The sequence below is a fragment of the Ruegeria sp. HKCCA5839 genome (assembly GCF_013035585.1).
GTDB lineage: Bacteria > Pseudomonadota > Alphaproteobacteria > Rhodobacterales > Rhodobacteraceae > Ruegeria.
The window spans coordinates 64,736-83,182 of the sequence record NZ_WQIE01000007.1 but is presented as its reverse complement, the minus strand read 5'-3'; the positions used below and the strand labels follow the sequence as shown (position 1 = coordinate 83,182).

The window sequence follows — 18,447 nt, the reverse complement described above, 5'->3', positions numbered from 1 at the left end:
GGCAGAGCCCCCTATTCCGCCGCTTCCCGATACGGGGCCGCCTCGCCATAAGGTACATTGACGCCACCATAGCGCCGGACCCGCACATTGCATTGTTCGGCATGGCCGACAAAGCCTTCCAGCATACACAGGCGCGAGCCGTACTCACCGATCAGCGTCGCCGCCTCATCAGTCAGAACCTTCTGATAGCTATGGGTTTTCAGGTATTTCCCGACCCACAACCCACCGGTATAACGTCCGGCCTTTTTGGTCGGCAGCGTGTGGTTGGTGCCGATCACCTTATCGCCGTTCGAGACATTGGTGCGCGGCCCAAGGAACAGAGCGCCATAGCAGGTCATATTGTCCAGGAACCAGTCGTCTCGGTCGGTCATCACCTGCACATGTTCCGAAGCGATGTCATCGGCGACCTGCAACATCTCGTCATAGCTGTCGCACAGGATCACCTCGCCATATTCCTCCCACGACACTTTGGCGGTGTCAGCGGTGGGCAGGATCGTCAGCAAACGGTCCACTTCGGACAATGTCTCTTCGGCCAATTTGCGTGAATTGGTCACCAGAACGCAGGGGCTGTTATAGCCGTGCTCGGCCTGGCCCAGCAGATCGGTTGCGCAGAGTTCGGCATCGGCGGTCACCTCATCGGCGATCACCATGGTTTCCGTGGGTCCGGCAAACAGGTCGATGCCAACACGGCCAAAGAGCTGGCGTTTGGCTTCGGCGACAAACGCGTTTCCGGGGCCAACCAGCATATGCACCGGATCGATTGTCTCGGTCCCCAGCGCCATCGCGCCAATGGCCTGAATACCGCCCATGACATAGATCTCATGCGCGCCACCCAGATGCATGGCTGCGATCACCGCGGCGTTGGGCTTGCCCTGAAACGGAGGTGTGCAGGCGATGATGCGGGGAACTCCCGCGACCGAGGCGGTGGCCACGGACATATGCGCCGAGGCCACCATCGGGAACTTGCCACCAGGCACATAGCAGCCAACGGATTGCACCGGGATATTCTTGTGCCCCAGAATGACGCCGGGCAGGGTTTCCACCTCGATATCCAACATCGAATCCCGCTGCGCCTGGGCAAAGTTGCGCACCTGTTCCTGCGCAAATTTGATATCCGCCAGTTCCCGATCCGACAATTGCGCGATCAGATCATCAATCTCTTGCTGGCTCAGCCGGAACGAGGCCGGCGAATAGTTGTCAAACTTCTCGCTCAGATCGCGCACGGCAGCATCGCCGCGCGCTTCGATGTCTTTCAGCGTCGCTTCGACCACGGCGCGGGTTTTGGCGTCATCTTCAGCCCGGTCAGCGTCAGACTTACCGCGTTTGAGATACTCGATTGCCATGTTTTCAATCCTCAGTTTTCGGGCCGAGGCGGAACTTTCTCGCCCCGGTCAAATGCTTCCCAGCCTTCGCCCTGGAACAGATCAACACCCAGCTGCGCCGCCACATGGGCGAAATCGACGTTGACCCAATTGTCGACGATCTTGCCGTCGACCACTTTCCAGAAATCCATGTAGCGGATCTCAACCCGCTTGCCGGTGGGGGCGATGCCCAGAAACTCGCCGGAATGGGTGGCCTCTTGCCGGCCGAATGCAGCCGCCCACTCGCCCATATACAGACGCGCCTCGTCGATGCAGGTCTTATCGGAGAACGCGGCCTGAAACGGGCGTTGCCAATTGTCCTGGAATTCTTTCAAACCGGTCTTTGTTCCGCAGCCCTGATTGCCCATCCAACGAAAACCCTGGGCGAAAAACTCGCCGATATCGTCGATGCGGTGGTCGTTCAGACCATCCACCATGGTTTCAATCACGCGGCGCGTGTCTTCGGTCTTACTCAGGTCGGTATCGCGGGTCAGAACCGCCTGTTCGGGGCGCGAGCCTTTCATGTCATATCCTTTCAGGGTGCCTTGGGGTGAGATTGGAAGAGAACCCTCCAAAGCTCAGGAAATCCCTTGGCATCCTGTTCAGCGCCGGGTGGCGTGACATGGCGTTATGACGGGCATGATTGCTCATTAGCCTTTGACCGCACCGGCGGTCAGACCGCTGACAATCTGGCGCTGGAAGATCATCACCAGGAAGAACAAAGGCGCGGTGATCGACACAGCAGCGGCCACAGCAACAACCTGATCGGTTGTGGTGGTTTCGCGGTTGAACATACCCACGATGGCCGGAACCATCGTCTGGTTCTGTGCATCCAACAGCAGCGAAGTGACCAGCAGATCGTTATAGGCCAGCAGGAAGCTGAACAGACCTGTGGTAATCACGCCCGGCCACATCACCGGCATGATCACACGCCGGAAGGCTTGAAAATGATTGCACCCGTCCACACGCGCGGCCTCGTCCAGTTCCGCAGGGATGTTCTGGAAGAACGAGCGCAGCATCCAAATGGTAAAGGGTTGGTTGATGGCCACAAGCACCGCGATCACCGCAAAGGGTTTGCCATAGAGCGTGGGTGCATTGTCGCCAAGGATCGGGCTGAGCCATTCGGCCGAGTTGATGAAGACCGGCAGATAGCCTGCTACCAGCACCGAATGCGGCAGGGCGCGGAAGATCAGCGCGATGATCAGGATCCAGAACGCCAAGGTCGAGCCAGAGCGTGCCAGACCATAGCCTGCCAGGGTTCCGACGGTCAGCGACACGGTGACAACACCGGCGGTGACGATCAGAGAGTTCCGGAAGTTACTGGAAAACCCGCGATCTACCCAGACGGTTTTATAATGCTCGGTCGTCAGCCCCAACACATCACGCCCCAGCGGCCCAAACAGAGGGTTCAGCACGTTCAACACTTCAGGCAGAACGACAAAGAAGACCACAAGAAACCCGATCAGCAGCGCCAGAACGCCAATGATCCAACCAAACCAATGCTGACCTGGTTTGGTGTAGGACAAAACCATCGACGGTAGCTTTTTGGTTGCGACAATCACCGTGCCCCAAATCACGACAATGCCCAGGATTATGTCCAGAACCGAAAGCCCGTTCCCTGTTGCCAGCGTGGCAGGGCCCATAATCACATTGAGCGCGTTGCTGTCATAGGCATCCACCGGTGACTTGAAACTCATCACCACGATCCAGACGATCGGGAAAGCCGCCACCAGGCACCAGAAGGCGAGGAAGATATTCGAGGTCAGCCGCAGGCTGAGCGGTTGGCGAAGCGCACGCGAGGACATATCAGTGGCCTCCTTTGTGATCACGCCAGGTCCGGCGCAGCGGGAAGATAAGCAGGATGACAATGCCGATCATGGTCAGCATGGCGCTGGCCGAGGCCCGGCTGATCGACCGGTTGCCCGCCTGATCCGGCACAAGGAAATCATAGGTCAGCCATTGCAGCGAGATGACATATCCCTGGCTCGAGAAGCCGACAACTTCTTCAAAGGTTCTGAACGCGTCCATCAGGTGGATCATCGACACAAATATGATCAGCGGCATCAGATGTGGGATCACGATGTATTTCATGCGCTGCCAGCGCGTCGCACCGTCGATCACCGCGCTTTCCAGGCTGTCCTGGTTGACGGTCTGAAGCCCTGCATAGAACACGATCGCTGCAAAGGGTGCGACGTGCCAGACCCGATAGAGCATCATCAGGATCTCGATTGTCCAGGCCTGCGCAAACAGGGCGATATCGCGTTGCAGCCACCATTCCATCGTCGCCGTCAGAATTCCGTCTCCCCGGAACAGCCAGTTGATTGACAAAACCCCGATCAGCGGTGTGATGATAAACGGCAGCAGCGATACGAAAATGACCGGACCCTTGATCGATTTGGCGGCGTTGTTGATCAAGACTGCAATCCCCAGCCCACAACCAACCACCAGCGGCAGGGTGATCAGGGTGAAGGTCACCGTAAAGCGCAGCGCCTTCCAGAAATCTATCGTAGACAGAACGTTCCACTCACCATTGGTGATCGCACGCCACGCGCGTTCCGGTTCCAGCACGTTGAGATAGCTTTGCAGACCCACATATTCTGTCCGGGTGATCACCTCACCATGTTCGTCCAGTTTGGGCTGCGAAACCTCCTCGGTCGTGCAGGTCTGGGTCAAAAAGCCAGGGGTACAGGTTTCGACCTCGACCGTTTCGTAGATGGGTTGGGTGATATAGAAGCTCTGCTTGAACACGCTCACCAGCGGGAACGCGATAAAGAGAAGCATCATAAAGACAGAGGGGCCGACAAAAGCGGCAAATGTCCGGAAATTCATGGCTCTGCCTTTCTCATGGTTCTCGCGTGGGAAAAGAGGGAGGGCCGGAGCCCTCCCCAGAGAGGATCAGTTGCTGATCAATCCGGCCTCTTTCGCTGCGGTGATATATGCCGCCTCGATATCAGCCAAAGTGGTTTCAGCGTCTTTGGCACCGGTCAGGTAATCGGCCAGACCATTGCCCAAAGCGCTGTGCAGAACACCCATCGCCGCGCTGGCGGGGTATGCACCTGCACCGTTCTCGGCAGATGCAGCAGCACCGGCCGCCAACTCACCGGGCTGGTAAGCCGCATTCAGCCAGACAGCTGTGTCATTGTTGGCGCTGACCATGTCACCATCGATCCCTTCCATCACCAGACGGAAGGCGGCGTCGGCCTCTTCATCGCTCATGTTCGTGGCCAGAACGATGCCGTCCCACCAGATGGTGGTCGATGGACGTACCGAACCCATCGGGGCCGACGCCATTGTGACCTTGCCCACAACCTGGCTTTCGGCCTCGTCGTTCATCGCAGCCGCACGGCTGGCCCACAGGTTCGCCATCGCGATCTTGCCCTGTTGGAATTGCTGCTGAACATAGGTGGAATCCGAGACCAGATATTCGGGGTCCATGAACTCGGTCATGGCCTTCATGGTCTCAAGCGCCTTGACGCCTTTTTCGTTGTTGATCGAGGGCGCGTTGCCTTCGCCGAGGAATTCACCGCCTTCGCCCATGTACATGTTGACGAATTCCTGCGCCAGGTTCCAGCCGGTCTTGTAGGTGCCGCCGATCGGGTATTCCATAACACCCGCTTCCTTGATCTTGGCAGCAGCAGCCAGAACGTCGTCATAGGTCTTGGGCTCTTCAATGCCCAGATCGGCCAGAATGTCGTTGCGATACATCAGGTGCTGCGCGTTGACCATCATGGCAATGGCCATGACCTTGCCGTCAACCTTGATCAGCTGGTTGGGCAGCAGATCCTGACCGTATTTCTCGACCAGATCATCCAGTGGACGGATCGTCCCGGCATTCAGCAGCGGGATCATGGTCTCGTTGGCGACACCACCGATCTGATAGAGCGATGGGTTTGCAGCAAAAGCCTCGGGCTGCTTTTCACGGAATTCCTGGTCCAGCGACGCGCTGAAATTGCCACATTCGGCCATCGCGTCGGTCACCGCTTTCCAAGCTTCAAAGCCCGCAGTCAGCGATTTCAGCGGAACTTCGTTCTCATACGAGCAGGACGCCCATGCGCCGCCCGCCATCACAGACATAGCGCCTGCCAAAAGGATCGTCTTGAGTTTCATGCGTTTCTCCCTGTCAGGATCGGTCCGTCGTCGACGTCCGGACCGTTGTTAGGCCCGTATGGGCTGGTTCTGGGGCGTTTCCCCGATCCGCGCACCGCTTCCAGCTTCGAAGAGGTGACAGATTTCTTTCGGCACCGAGAATGAGACGGTCTGACCAATCTCGGCGCGAAATGATTTATCGGCTTTGACCGAGACCAAGGCACCGCCCACGCGGACCGAGATCATGGTCGCGTCGCCCAGCAGTTCGAGCGTATAGATCGGTGCGGTGATGTGGCCCTGCCCGTCCGCCAGGCTTGCGTCTTCGGCCCGAAAGCCCAGCGTCATCGGCCCATCGGGCGCATCGACCGGTACCTCGACGTTTTCCGCACGGAAAACGCCGCCGCTGACCTCACCCTCCATCAGGTTCATCGCAGGCGAGCCAATGAAGCTGGCGACAAAGGTGTTTGCAGGTCGGTCATAGATTTCGGTGGGGCTGCCCACTTGTTGCACCACACCCTGTTTCATCACCACCACACGATCAGCCAGTGTCATGGCTTCGATCTGGTCATGGGTCACGTAGATTGTCGTAACGGCCAGCTCGTGGCTGAGGTTCTTGATCTGCGCGCGCGTCGAAACCCGCAGTTTGGCATCCAGGTTCGACAGCGGCTCATCCATCAGGAACACGTTGGGTTCGCGCACAATGGCGCGGGCCAAAGCCACACGCTGACGCTGGCCCCCCGACAATTCGGCCGGTTTGCGGTGCAGAAAGTCATCCAGTTCGACCATAGCGCTGGCGCGGCGCACCTTTTCATCGTGGGTCGCCGGATCGATGCCGCGCACTTTCAGTGGGAAGCGAATATTTTCGTAGACATTCATGTTGGGGTAAAGCGCATAGCTTTGGAACACCATGGCCACGTCGCGATCTTTGGGCTCAAGATCGTTGACCACTTTGCCGTCGATCAGGATGTCGCCCTCGGTCACGTCTTCCAGACCAGCGATCATCCGCATCGTTGTGGTCTTGCCGCATCCCGAGGGGCCTAGCAGCACCAGGAACTCACGATCCGCAATGGTCAGATCAAAATTGTGAACCCCCACGAAAGAGCCCCAGCGTTTGCCGACGTTGCGCAGTTGAATTTCCGCCATAGTGCCCCCTGGAAGGATTCGTTGCATACGTTTGCAAAACTGTATTCGCGGCCCATCATTTCTGGCAAGACTTTTTTGCATACGTATGCAAAACTAACGGCAAGGATCGAATCTAAACACTCCGAACATGCTGAAAAAAATGGCAAATACCCAAAGTTTCCGCGACGAAAAAACATTCATCACAGCGTTTCACACTGCGCTGGATGCAGCATCCGCTGACGAAATCCCGGCGATCTTCGCCAAATTCTGCACGCCCGACCTGAAGTGGCGCGGATTTCATCCATTCGATGAAATCTTGGGCGCAGAGGAGGTGGTCGAAACCTTCTGGCAGCCGCTGAAACGCAGCCTGACCCGAATGCAGAACCGGGTCGACATCTTGTTTGCCGGACGAAACTCACTGGTTGAAGATGGTGACACTTGGGTGGTCACGATGGGTCATCTGGTGGGGCTGTTTGATCACGCCTGGCTGAAAATCCGACCAACCGGGAAAATGGCGTTTCTGCGCTATTGCGCGTTCTACCGTGTCGCCGGCGGCAGGATCGTCGAAACCGCGATGTATTTCGACATTCCGCATTTGATGGTGCAAGCCGGTCAGAACCCCTTTCCACCGCAAACCGCAGCGCATCTGGTGCAGCCCGGCCCGATGACCCATGACGGGTTGCTGATGCAGGACCAGCCCGAAGAGGACGGCATCAAGACGCTTGATCTGATCAACGCAATGATTGCCGATCTGGGCCGGTGGGATAGTGGCCTGCCACTTGAGGAAGAGCTGGCCCGCACCTGGCATGACGACATGATCTGGTGGGGTCCCGAAGGGATCGGTGCCACTTACACGATCGAGCGATATGCCAAACAACATTCGGGCCCCTTTCGCGCAGGCTTTTCAAAACGGTCCGGCACAGGCCATATCTGTCGTCTGGCAGAAGGTCACTATGGCGGTTTCTTCGGTTGGCCCAATTTCGTGGCTACCCCTTCGGGCGGGTTCATGGGGATGCCCGCCACCGACAAACCCGGCGAGTTTCGGGTGATCGATATCTATCGCCGCGCAGGAGACAAGCTGGCCGAGAACTGGATCTTCATCGATCTTCTACATTTCTGGAATATGCAGGGCGTCGATATTCTTGAGCGAACCACCGGTATCGAAACACCATGAAGATCGACGCGCATCACCACCTTTGGGATCTGAACGCCGTCCATTACCCTTGGCTTATGGAAACAGGCGCTGTTCGGTTCTTTGGCGACCCCAGCGCCATTCAACGGGATTATCTGCTGCCCGAGTTTCGTGCTGATGCGCAGGCGCATGGGATTAATGCATCAGTGCATATCCAAGTCGGTGCCGCCGACCCCTGGGCCGAGGCACAATGGGTGCAGCAAGTGGCCGATCAAAACCCCGATTGGCCGCTAGTTCAGGTGGCGTTCTGCGACCTGACCGCTGACAATCTGAGGGCTCAGCTTGACCGGATGCAATCCCTGCCCTCTGTGCGCGGTGTTCGTCAGATCATTGGTCGCGCACCGGGGGAAGACGCGGAAACCGGAACCAATGCCTTGTTGTCGGATCCCCGATTTCTTCAAGGCCTGCAAGAGTTGGGCGCGCGTGGCCTGTCCTTTGATCTTCAACTGCTGCCCGAGTTGATGGAGCAGACTGCGGAGGTTTTGGCGCAGGCACCACAAACGCCGGTGGCTCTGTGCCATGCGGGCTCGCCCCATGACCGTAGCGCACACGGGCTTAGCTATTGGTCGAATGCGTTGAAAAGCCTGTCGGCCCTGCCGCAGGTTTATTGCAAACTGTCCGGGCTTGGCATGTTTGACCACAATTGGACAGCGGACAGTGTGCGCCCGATAGTCGAGACTTGCCTGTCGCAGTTCGGGGCCGACCGCTGCATGTTCGGATCAAACTTTCCCGTTGATAGCCTGTCATCGACCTATTCCCTGCTGGTCGAGAACCACCAACAACTGCTCAGCGAAGATCAAAACCGGCACGTGTTCAGTGAAACAGCGCGCCGGTTCTATCGGTTCTGAATCTTAGCCGTCAGACCTGACTTGGCAGCCAGAGCACAATCCAAGGGAAGGCAACCAGCAGGGCGATTGTTGCGGCATCGGCCAGAAAGAACGGGGTCACGCCTTTGAACACGTCCTGAACGCTTAGATCATCGCGCACGCCAGCGACAACAAAGCAGTTCAGCCCAATAGGGGGCGTGATCAAACAGAACTCGGCCATTTTGACCACCAATATGCCAAACCAGATGGCGCACATGGTGCCCGACATCCCAAAGGTGCTGTCCGCCGCGCTGACCGCCTCACCCCCGTTCAACGCCATGACGGCGGGGTAGACGACCGGCAAAGTAAGCAGCAGCATTCCGATGGCATCCATGAACATCCCCAGCACCGCATAGGCCAGAAGGATGCAGATCAAGATCAGCATTGGCGACATCTCAAGCGAGGTGATCCAGTCCGAGAACGCATTGGGCAGCTGTGCAAATCCCAGGAAACGGACATAGATCAGCACGCCCCAGATGATGGTAAAGATCATCACGCTCAGCTTTGCGGTTTCAAGCAGCGCATCCTTCAGCTGTGACCAGCGCATTCCGCGAAAGACAGCCATGACGAACACAACAAAGGCACCAATGGCCCCACCTTCGGTTGGGGTGCCCCACGCGTCCCCGCCAAAGGGGTTGTAGACGAAGAAGATGATGGTCATCACCACGATCAGGATCGGCAAGGCAGGTGGTAGAGACAGAAAGCGCTCTTTCCAGGTAAAGCCTGTAACCGCCGGGCCGAACCCTTTGATCACAACGGCCATGCCGATGATCAGCAACCCATAGATCACAGCCGAGAACATGCCGGGTATAAAGCCCGCCAGCAGCAGCTTGCCCACATCCTGTTCAACGATGATCGCATAGATCACCAGAATGGCCGAGGGCGGGATCAGCGAGGCCAGGGTGCCCCCTGCCGCAACAACGCCAGCTGCGAAGCGCTTGTCATACCCGATCTTCAGCATCTCAGGGATGGCAATCCGGGCAAACACCGCCGAGGTCGCGACCGAGGCACCGGATACGGCGGCAAAACCTGCGGTGGCAAAGACGGTCGAAACAGCCAACCCGCCCGGCACCCAGGCCAGCCAGCGTTTGGCGGCCTCGAACAGAGCTGTAGTCAGACCCGCATAGTAGGCCAGATAGCCGATCAGAATGAAGGTCGGGATCAGGCTCAGCGCCTGGCTCGACACTTTGGAATGAGGCACCTGCCCTGCGGTCTTGACGGCAACTGTTACCGCCTGGCCAAAGCGCCCTGGGTCATAACCAAACTTCGCCCAGAAGATCCAGATCAGGCCCACCATACCGGCCATGGCAGCCGCAAAGCCCACGCGCATGCCCAGCACAACAAGAACAAGCATTCCGCCTGAAACGATCAGGCCAATATCAATCGGTTCCATGTGACCTAACCTTTGGTTTCGTTGCCCGAGACGTGCTCGGCTTCCATCGCAGCCTGGGTTGCGGCATCTGCGATCAGGGGCACAGCGATTGGAGCATCACTGGGGTTTCGAATGGCGCGGCCGTAAGCCCAAAGTTGCAGTGCAAGCCTGAGGCACAAGACGCTAAAGGCCACCGGGGCCAACAGCTTGGCGGGCCAGAGCGGGATGCCGATATCGATGGAACTGTCGCGGCTCCAGAGTGGGGCGCCGAAATCAAAGCTGCGGCTGAAATGGGCCCAACTGCCCCAGATAAGCAAGATGATCAGCGCGAAGATGAACGCAGTAGTCACAAACTCCACAATATAGAGCACCCGCCCTTTCAGTGCGCCGACAAACATATCCATGCGAATATGTCCGCCATCCCGCTGCGCGTAGGAAATCCCCATGAACGCAATCAGCGGCATGGCTTGTTCGATCCAGTCGACATATCCGGGCAGCGGCGCGTTCGCGAAATTTCTGCCGCCGACCGAAACCACGGCCATCAGCATGAGGACAAAAACGGTAAGACCGCTGATCAGAGCCAGAAAGCTTTCCTGCTTATAGAGACGTTGATCAATGATACTCAGGCGGCTGTCGTCGGACAGCACCAGGGATGACCCGGCCATCGGTATGCTCCGCTGTCAGAAAAAGGCACCCGACGCCCGCGAACGGGTCGCCGGGTGCAGAGTGGTTTAGCTGCCGCTTGCGATCTTGCCGGTCACAAGGTCGTAAAGCTCTTGTGCGGGCAGGCCACGCTCGGTGTTTTCGGCAATCCAGGCTTCTGCGGCCGGGGCTGCAGCGGCTTCTTTGAAGGCGGCGATCTCTTCGTCGGTAAAGGTCACGCGCTCAATGCCGCGCTTGTCCAGTTCGGGACCCCAGGCTTGCATGGTTTGCGACTCGTAATAGTTCACATAGTGATCCAATGCTTCCTGAACCGAGCCCATCAGCGCTTCGCGATGTTCATCCGACAGTGCCTCGAGCGCGGGTGTGTTGACCACAACAGGGCAGTTCACGGTGCCCGGGTTCAGGTTGGTTGTCCACCACGTGCCGTTTTCGATTGTACCAAAGGACATATGAGCGTGGGGCGCAAAGCTGACGGCCTTGACGATACCGCTGTCCATCGCCTGACGCACTTCGGTGGCCGACATCGAGGTGGGGACAGCCCCAACCGTTTCCATCGCGGCACCGATACCGCCGGTTGCGCGGACGCTCAGCCCTTCGAAATCCGCCAGTGACTTGGGTGCGTCGCCCACACCAACCAGGTTGTATTGCGGCAGAGGCGACGGCATCAGCAGGGTCGCATCCCAGCGGCCCAGATCTTCGATGGCAGCAGGGTGCTGGTACACCGCCATCGACAGCTCAACCTCTTGCTCCAAAGAAGTTACGCCCAGAAACGGCAGTTCCAGCACGGTGATCGAGGGGTTCTTGTCGCGGTGATAGCCCGCGCAGAACTGTGCCATCTCAAACGCGCCGATCGAGATACCGTCCAGGTTTTCACGGTTGTTGGACAAGCCGCCATAGCTGATGTTCAGCGTAAATTCACCATTGGTCTTTTCGCTGACCAGTTCTGCCAGCTTTTCAACATGCTCGGTAAAAGCGCGACGTTTGCCCCACAAGGACACGTTCCATTCAGTCGCCAAGGCTTCGGATGCAAAGGTCAGCGTCAGGGCAGCAATAGCTGCCCGGTTCAGATGTTTGCGCATAGTGGTTCCTCCCAGATCACGCGATTTTTTCGTCAATATACGAAAGCTAGTGCAAGGTGGCTATGTGGGAATATGCGCCATCAACCCGCCCTGCCCTGCGGATTTCCGCAGAGCGCTTGGATTACAGTAATGCATCCTTGTCGAGCCCAAGCTTGACGATCTTTTCGTTCAGAGTGCGCCGCCCGATCCCCAATGCCTCGGCGGCGGCATCCATGCGGCCTTTGTGGGCTTTGATCGCCTTGCCGATCAACTCACGTTCGAACGCAGCCACGGCCTCGCGCAGCGTATCAGGCACATCATCGAAATTCTGATCGCTTTGTATGGCCAAAGCCAAAGACCCACCGCCTCGACGCGCTGTCAGGATGCGCCTTTCACAGACATGGCGCAGCTCGCGCACATTTCCCGGCCAGTGATGGGCGAGCAGCGCTGCGATGTCGTCCTGATCCAGTTCCGGAGCGTCGATCTCGTAAACCTGCGCGAATTCATTCAGGAAATGCGTTACCAGAAGAACCAGATCGTCGCGCCGTTGGCGCAAGGGTGGCAGCGTCAGGACAAATGTGTTCAGACGGAAGAGTAGGTCTTGGCGCAACCGGCCCTCTTTGGCGGCCTTCACAGGATCTTCGTTTGTGGCAGAGAGAATACGCAGGTTCACGGGCACAGGCGTGACCGCCCCAACCGGCAGAACGTGCTGATCTTCTATCACCCGCAGCAACTTGGCTTGAACCGGCAGCGGACAGGAACAGATTTCATCCAGAAACAAAGTACCGCCCGACGCCGCGATCAACCGTCCGTCGGATGTGCCCGCGACCCCGAACATCTCTGCTTCGAACGTATCGGCAGACAGCGCGGCGCAGTTCAGCGCCAGAAAAGGCGTATCGGGCGCACCGCCCAGATCGTGCAGAGCATGGGCAACCAACTCCTTGCCCGTCCCGGTTTCCCCCTGGATCAGCACCGCCACCGCCGTATCGGCAAGGTCCAGAACCGTTTGTCGCAACCCTGCAATCCCGTCCGATTGGCCCAGCAGAACGCGATCAAGACCGGACAGTTTGAACAGCCGGTCTTTCAGCCGCGAATTGCTTTGCTGCATCCGGTTCTGCTCGGCCGCGTGGGACAGAACGGTCAACAGACGGCGGGGCTCATAGGGTTTTTCGATGAACCCATAGGCCCCGTCCTGGATCGCCTGAACCGCCATCGGAATATCCCCATGCGCCGAGATCAAGACCACCGGCGGAGCGATCTGCTTGTCGAGGCTGGCCAACAGATCAAGCCCCGACATGCCCGGCATCTGCACATCTGACAGGATGACGTCGGGCACGATTTTGGCAAGGTGCTCGACCACTTGGGCCGCGCGCGGCACCGCTGTCACCGCCCATCCGGCGGCCTCCAGCAATTCGACCAGCGACAAGCGCATCGATTTGTCATCATCGACGATCAGAACACGGTAAGGTTGCTGTTGGGTCATGCGTCTGTGTCTTCGGGTCTGAGTGCCGTGGGAAATGTCACTCGGAATACCGTGCCGCTGCTTTCACGGTTCTGGGCTGTCATCGTGCCATCGTGATCCTTGACGATACTGGCCGAAATGGCCAGACCCAAACCCATCCCACGCCCGCTTTCGCGGGTGGTCACGAACGGCTCTTGCAACTCGGCCAGGGTGGCGTCGCCCAAACCATGACCGTTATCGCAAATCTCAAGTATAGCCTCATGATCGAACCGGGTGACCGAGATATGGATTTCCGGCGCGTCCGTGTCGTCCATCGCATCGATGGCGTTGCGCAGCAGGTTGGTGATCACTTGTTCGATCCTCAGGGCAATGCCACGGATTAGAACCGGCTGATCCGGGTGATCAAATTGGACCCTGACACCCGATTGCTCGATATTCGGCGCCAGCAGAGCCAGCGCGGCATCAACCGAGGCGCACAGATCGACATCACCAAACGCTTCGGTGTCAGAGCGCGCAAAGAACCGCAACTGGCGCGTGATGCCTTCCATTCGATCCACCAGACCACCGATTTTCTGTGTCAGCGCGGTTTGACCCGATGATCCGATCTCGGCCGCGACCAGATGGTTGCGCATGGCAGCGATCGGCTGGCCCAGCTCATGAGTGACAGAGGCCGAAAGCTGGCCAAGTGCCGCCAACCGGCTGGCGCGCTCCAACTCACCCTGAGTGCGTTTCAAGCGCCGTTCGGCGGTCTTGCGATCTTCGATTTCCACCGCCAGCCGCTCGTTGGCCTGCCGCAACTGCGCCTCTTCCTGTTCCGACCGTGCCAGCGCCGCGCCCACCCGCCGCGTGCGCTGAACCTGCAAAAAGATGAACGCAGCCCCGGCCATCAGCACAAACAGCGCCGTCACCAGCCAACTGCGCGCAACAACCTGATCATCGCTGGCGAAATAGTGCAGCGACCAGCCATGGGGCAGATCACGCGCCGCCAGATGCAGGCGTTTCACCCCAGAAATCCGAGCCTGATCCCCAGGCAGCTCGCTCCAGTCCAGTGGTTCAAGATCTTGCCCCGGAAATTGACGAGCCTCCTTGATCTTTTCCTGTTGCGTGGAGGTCAAAGGGCTGAGCACGCGATAGCGCCAGCCCGGGTCTGACGACAAAAGCACCACCCCATCTTCATTGGCCAGCAAAACCTGCTCGCCCGATTGGCGCCAACTGTCTTGCAGATCGGAAAAGTCGATCTTGATCGCGACAACGCCGATGGGATCAGGTCCATCCCCCCGCACCGCATTTGCAATGAAATAACCCGGCAAACCTGTGGTCGCTCCGATCGCGTAAAACCGGCCCTGATCGCCGGCATAGGCGGTTTGGAAATAGGGCCGGAATCCATAGTTCTGACCCACAAAGCTACCCGCATCGCGGTGGTTCGAGGCCGAGATGGTGATGCCCTGTTCATCCATCAGATAAATCGCATCCAGACCGGCCTGATCGGCAAAATCCTCAAGCCTGCGATTCAAGGCCCCGGTCGCATCGCCCTGCGTCGTTCCGATCACAAAGGAATCCTGCGCCAGCACATAGGTCAGGTGTGAAAACCGCTCCAGCTCACCCGAGACCGAGCTTTGATAGAGCGACAAGCGCCCCTGCATGTTCTCAAGCTCTTCCGACAGGAAATACGAATAGGACATCAGATAGATGCCAAGACTGGCAACGGCGCCCACGACGCTTACGGCAAGATATGAGGTTGATCGCATTGACGGCCCATCCACAGCGGTCGCATACAATCACAGACACATTGGCCCGTCCATCCTTTGCTATGATGCTCCTATCGGGCTCCGCATCTTGCGCCGGGCACTCAGGGCGTGGATGATTGCTTTGGCGTCAGGGGGTGGTTCCTGTTCGACACGGCAATAGTTGCTGCCGTCGCGTTGTCGCGTCATCAACCCGCAGGAAATCATCGTCCGCCTTAGCGTGGCCGGGTCATTGAACAGATGTTCCTGCCCAAGTGCTGCGTTTACAGCTTTCTCGGGCATCTCCCTCTGGGCGGGGAAACGCGCCCAAAGGGCCCACAGTGCCATGGTCTGCACATTGCGCCGCGACGGCCATTGGCGCAGGCGTCCCTGCGCGTCGAACTGGTTCAAAACCCGCTCGACCAAACGCGCGTCAACGCTGTCTTCATGCGGCCGGTTCTGCATCCGCGTTCTGGCCGCGGAAATCGCGCGCATATGTTGTACATTCTGAAACCCCGCCGCGCGAGCCACCATGTTCATCAACAGCAGATGAGACGGGCTTTGCGCGGCCAGTTGCTTTGACAATGCGCGCGTGAATCCCGAAAGGTCTTCAACGTGAAGCGGTATTGGATTTTTGCTCATCTTACATCCATTTCTGGCGTGCTGATGCTTCGTCGGTCGCTGGCTTAACGAAACGACGCCAAAGTGAATGCGATGTCGTTTGTATGATGTGGACAGTTTTAGCACTCAGATCAGAGCAGCGACGCCTCGGTGACTGTCAACCGTACCAAAGTGTTACGCCGTTGGCCCGATCTGCGCAAGCCCGTGCGTCGAGGGCGCGTTGGCGGGTCAGACCGAAACGGCTTGTCGCAGCTGATCTTCGGCAATCTCGGCCTTGCTGCCGCGCAATACGGGCGTGCCGCGTTCCAGAACCAGGAAACTGTCGCCCAGATTGAAGGCAAAGTCGAAATACTGTTCGACCAGAACGATGGCCATATTGCCCTGATCGCGCAGCAGGCGGATCACCTCGCCGATCTGCTTGATGATATTGGGCTGAATCCCTTCAGTCGGCTCATCCAGCAGCAAAAGCTTGGGCTTGGTGATCAAGGCACGCGCGATGGCAAGCTGTTGTTGTTGCCCGCCCGACAGGTCACCGCCGCGCCGCGGCAGGAATTCTTTGAGAATCGGAAACAGGTCAAAGATGTAATCCGGTACAGAATGCTCACTGCGCGGCAGGCAGGCAAATCCGGTCTCGAGGTTTTCGCGCACGGTCAGAAAAGGAAAGATCTCGCGCCCTTGCGGGACATAGGCGACGCCTTTCTTGGCCAGCTCGAAAGACGAGGCCTTGCCGATATCTTCACCGTCAAGCTGATAGCTGCCGCCGCTGCGCGAATGCACACCCGAGATCGCCTTGAGCAAGCTGGTTTTGCCCACCCCGTTTGTGCCCATCACGCAGGTCACCTGCCCCCGCTTGGCCGAGAACTCGACACCGTTCAGGATCTGGCTGCCGCCATAATGCAGCGACAGATCGGAAACACTCAGCAAATCAGCGTCCAAGATACACCTCGATGACTTTTTCGTCCTGTGTGACGTGATCCAATGAGCCTTCGGCCAGAACCGAACCTTCGTGCAGAACGGTTACTTTGCAATTGAGGCGCCGCACGAACTCCATGTCATGTTCGATCACCACCACGGCGCGGGTTTTGGCGGCTTCAACCAGAATTTCGGTCGTATGCTCACGCTCAGCCGGCGTCATACCAGCGGCAGGCTCATCGACCAGCAAGAGCTGCGGGTCTTGCGCCAGCAGCATCCCGATCTCAAGCCATTGCTTCTGACCATGGCTCAATTCACCGGATTTGCGGTCCAAGGCCTGTTCCAGACCGATCTCCTTGGCCAATTGCGCGACCTTTTCGTGGTCACTCTGGCTGGGCTTAAACCGCAACACAGCAAAGGGGCTGCGCTTGTTCTTCAGCGCCAGCATCAGGTTTTCACCGACACTTTGGTCTTCGAATACGGTCGGGCGCTGGAACTTGCGCCCAATCCCGGCTTGCGCAATCTGGCTTTCGGTCATCGACAACAGCGAGACGGATTTGTCCCCCCACAGCACATGACCGTCATCGGGCTTGGTCTTGCCGGTGATAATATCCATGAAGGTGGTCTTGCCCGCACCGTTGGGCCCGATCACCGCCCGCATTTCGGCGGGGCCGATCTGGAAGGTCAGGTTGTTGATGGCTTTGAAGCCGTCGAAACTGACCGAGACGCCGGACACTTCAAGAAGCGTGCTCATTTATCCGCCTCCCGTTCCTGCAAGGATCCAAGATCAGGCCCAAGATCGGCGCCATGCCTGTCAGGTGCGCGACGCTCGGTGAACCGGTCGATCAGACCGCCCACGCCGCGCGGCGCAAAGAGCGTGACCGCAACAAAGGACAGGCCCAGCAGGATGGTCCACCAGTCAACCCATTGGATTGTGTAGAACCCAAGCGAAATGTCAGGCGCCTGGCCTCCGGTGAACCAGGTCGACAGCAGCGACACAAAGGCTGCACCAATCACCGCACCATACAAGCGCCCACGCCCTCCAATGGCCACCCAGACCGCCAGATAGATGGACGCAATGGGCGCGATCTCGGCCGGGTTGATGATCCCGGCTTGCGGGTAATAGAGCGCGCCTGCGATACCGCAGATCACTGCAGTGAAGGTGAAGATGAACAGCTTATAGGCCTCGACCGAATAGCCCAGAAACCGCACCCGGCTTTCGTCATCGCGGATCGCGCGGATCACCGATCCGAACTTGCCCGACACGACCCAGGCGCACAGCACATAGCCCAGTCCAAGCGCCAGCGCTGAGGCCCAGAAGAACAGGATCGACACGGTTGATTGCGGAACATCCTCAAGCCCCGGCAGGTTTTGCAGGCCAGACAGGCCATTATTGCCACGCAATCCGCTGTCGTTCTGGAACAGATACAGCGACAAGGCCAATGTCATGGCTTGCGTCAGGATCGACAGGTAAACGCCAGTGACCCGGCTGCGGAAGGCCAGCCAGCCAAAGACAAAGGCCAGCAGACCCGGCACCAGCACCACTGCCGCCAGTTGCAGCGGGAAGGAATGGGCCAGGCTCCAGATTGGTGGGAATTCTGAAGCCCCGACAACGCCAAAAATCTGCGTGGCGATGCCATCTGAAATCTCTTGTGGCGTGGGCGGCAGGGCGGCGGCTGCCAGACTGTCGCGCACGATGATCTCGGTGCGCGCATACATCAGCCACATGCCGATGGCATAGCCACCGATGCCAAAGAAGGCCATATGCCCAAGCGACAGGATGCCGGTATAGCCCCAGACCAGATCCATCGCCAAAGCCGCAAGACACAGGCAAAGCGTCTTGCCCAGCGTCTTGATGAAACTGGTCGAGATCACTCCGATCCCTAACCCTTCGCCCAGGATCGTGACCACTGCCGTGAACAGCGACAAGATGATCAGAAAGATCGCAACCGACGGGTAACGCAGCACCAGCGGTTTGCGGCGCGGCAAGGCGGTAGAGGTCATCTCA

The 18,447-nt window shown here is 58.3% G+C and carries 17 protein-coding genes; 2 read left to right on the top strand and 15 right to left on the bottom strand.

The genetic code is table 11. From position 1 onward, the window contains the following. Nucleotides 1-11: 11 nt before the first annotated feature. From hisD to GOV38_RS17410, 6 genes are all read right to left on the bottom strand, one after another. On the bottom strand, nt 12-1,343 hold the full coding sequence (gene hisD, locus GOV38_RS17435; protein WP_171208001.1) for a histidinol dehydrogenase: 1,332 nt from the start codon (nt 1,341-1,343) through the stop codon (nt 12-14). An 11-nt stretch (nt 1,344-1,354) separates the two neighbouring features. Beyond that, nucleotides 1,355-1,885, bottom strand: coding sequence for an ester cyclase (locus GOV38_RS17430; RefSeq protein ID WP_171102015.1), 531 nt, complete (start codon nt 1,883-1,885; stop codon nt 1,355-1,357). 126 nt (nt 1,886-2,011) lie between these two features. Further along, a complete protein-coding gene (locus GOV38_RS17425) occupies nt 2,012-3,166 on the bottom strand; it encodes a carbohydrate ABC transporter permease (protein ID WP_171208000.1) in 1,155 nt (384 codons plus the stop codon). 1 nt (nt 3,167) lies between these two features. After that, complete coding sequence (locus tag GOV38_RS17420; RefSeq protein ID WP_171102017.1) at nt 3,168-4,190, bottom strand: carbohydrate ABC transporter permease; 1,023 nt, start codon at nt 4,188-4,190, stop codon at nt 3,168-3,170. A 66-nt stretch (nt 4,191-4,256) separates the two neighbouring features. Then, entirely contained in the window at nt 4,257-5,468 is a 1,212-nt protein-coding gene (locus tag GOV38_RS17415) for an ABC transporter substrate-binding protein (RefSeq protein WP_171133400.1), read from the bottom strand. 48 nt (nt 5,469-5,516) lie between these two features. Further along, nucleotides 5,517-6,590, bottom strand: a complete 1,074-nt coding sequence (locus GOV38_RS17410; RefSeq protein WP_171102019.1) for an ABC transporter ATP-binding protein — start codon at nt 6,588-6,590, stop codon at nt 5,517-5,519. Nucleotides 6,591-6,729: 139 nt separating this feature from the next. On the opposite strand from GOV38_RS17410, the gene GOV38_RS17405 reads away from it, so the two are divergent. Both GOV38_RS17405 and GOV38_RS17400 read left to right on the top strand, forming a co-directional pair. After that, entirely contained in the window at nt 6,730-7,743 is a 1,014-nt protein-coding gene (locus GOV38_RS17405) for a nuclear transport factor 2 family protein (protein WP_171207999.1), read from the top strand. Beyond that, entirely contained in the window at nt 7,740-8,609 is an 870-nt protein-coding gene (locus tag GOV38_RS17400) for an amidohydrolase (protein ID WP_171207998.1), read from the top strand. Before GOV38_RS17405 ends, GOV38_RS17400 begins: the two co-directional genes overlap by 4 nt. A 10-nt stretch (nt 8,610-8,619) precedes the next feature. Here the strand turns inward: GOV38_RS17400 and GOV38_RS17395 are convergent, their stop codons facing one another. The 9 genes from GOV38_RS17395 to urtC form a co-directional block, all read right to left on the bottom strand. Continuing rightward, nucleotides 8,620-10,020 (bottom strand): TRAP transporter large permease, encoded by a 1,401-nt coding sequence (locus GOV38_RS17395; protein ID WP_171207997.1) that lies wholly within the window; start codon nt 10,018-10,020, stop codon nt 8,620-8,622. A 5-nt stretch (nt 10,021-10,025) separates the two neighbouring features. Beyond that, nucleotides 10,026-10,664, bottom strand: a complete 639-nt coding sequence (locus GOV38_RS17390; protein ID WP_171213023.1) for a TRAP transporter small permease subunit — start codon at nt 10,662-10,664, stop codon at nt 10,026-10,028. A 66-nt stretch (nt 10,665-10,730) separates the two neighbouring features. Continuing rightward, nucleotides 10,731-11,741: a TRAP transporter substrate-binding protein DctP gene (gene dctP / locus GOV38_RS17385; protein ID WP_171102024.1), complete on the bottom strand. Its 1,011-nt coding sequence runs from the start codon at nt 11,739-11,741 to the stop codon at nt 10,731-10,733. A gap of 121 nt (nt 11,742-11,862) precedes the next feature. Beyond that, nucleotides 11,863-13,203, bottom strand: coding sequence for a sigma-54 dependent transcriptional regulator (locus tag GOV38_RS17380; protein WP_171207995.1), 1,341 nt, complete (start codon nt 13,201-13,203; stop codon nt 11,863-11,865). Further along, nucleotides 13,200-14,930, bottom strand: coding sequence for an ATP-binding protein (locus tag GOV38_RS17375; RefSeq protein ID WP_171207994.1), 1,731 nt, complete (start codon nt 14,928-14,930; stop codon nt 13,200-13,202). Before GOV38_RS17375 ends, GOV38_RS17380 begins: the two co-directional genes overlap by 4 nt. A 60-nt stretch (nt 14,931-14,990) precedes the next feature. Next, nucleotides 14,991-15,548, bottom strand: coding sequence for a DUF2087 domain-containing protein (locus GOV38_RS17370; RefSeq protein ID WP_171207993.1), 558 nt, complete (start codon nt 15,546-15,548; stop codon nt 14,991-14,993). 207 nt (nt 15,549-15,755) lie between these two features. Continuing rightward, on the bottom strand, nt 15,756-16,451 hold the full coding sequence (urtE, locus tag GOV38_RS17365) for an urea ABC transporter ATP-binding subunit UrtE (protein ID WP_171102100.1): 696 nt from the start codon (nt 16,449-16,451) through the stop codon (nt 15,756-15,758). Between the two features lies 1 nt (nt 16,452). Further along, nucleotides 16,453-17,193 carry an urea ABC transporter ATP-binding protein UrtD gene (gene urtD / locus GOV38_RS17360; protein WP_171207992.1) on the bottom strand — a complete coding sequence of 247 codons (741 nt, stop codon included), beginning with the start codon at nt 17,191-17,193 and terminating at the stop codon, nt 16,453-16,455. Further along, nucleotides 17,190-18,443 carry an urea ABC transporter permease subunit UrtC gene (gene urtC, locus GOV38_RS17355; protein ID WP_171208359.1) on the bottom strand — a complete coding sequence of 418 codons (1,254 nt, stop codon included), beginning with the start codon at nt 18,441-18,443 and terminating at the stop codon, nt 17,190-17,192. Before urtC ends, urtD begins: the two co-directional genes overlap by 4 nt. Nucleotides 18,444-18,447 lie beyond the last annotated feature (4 nt).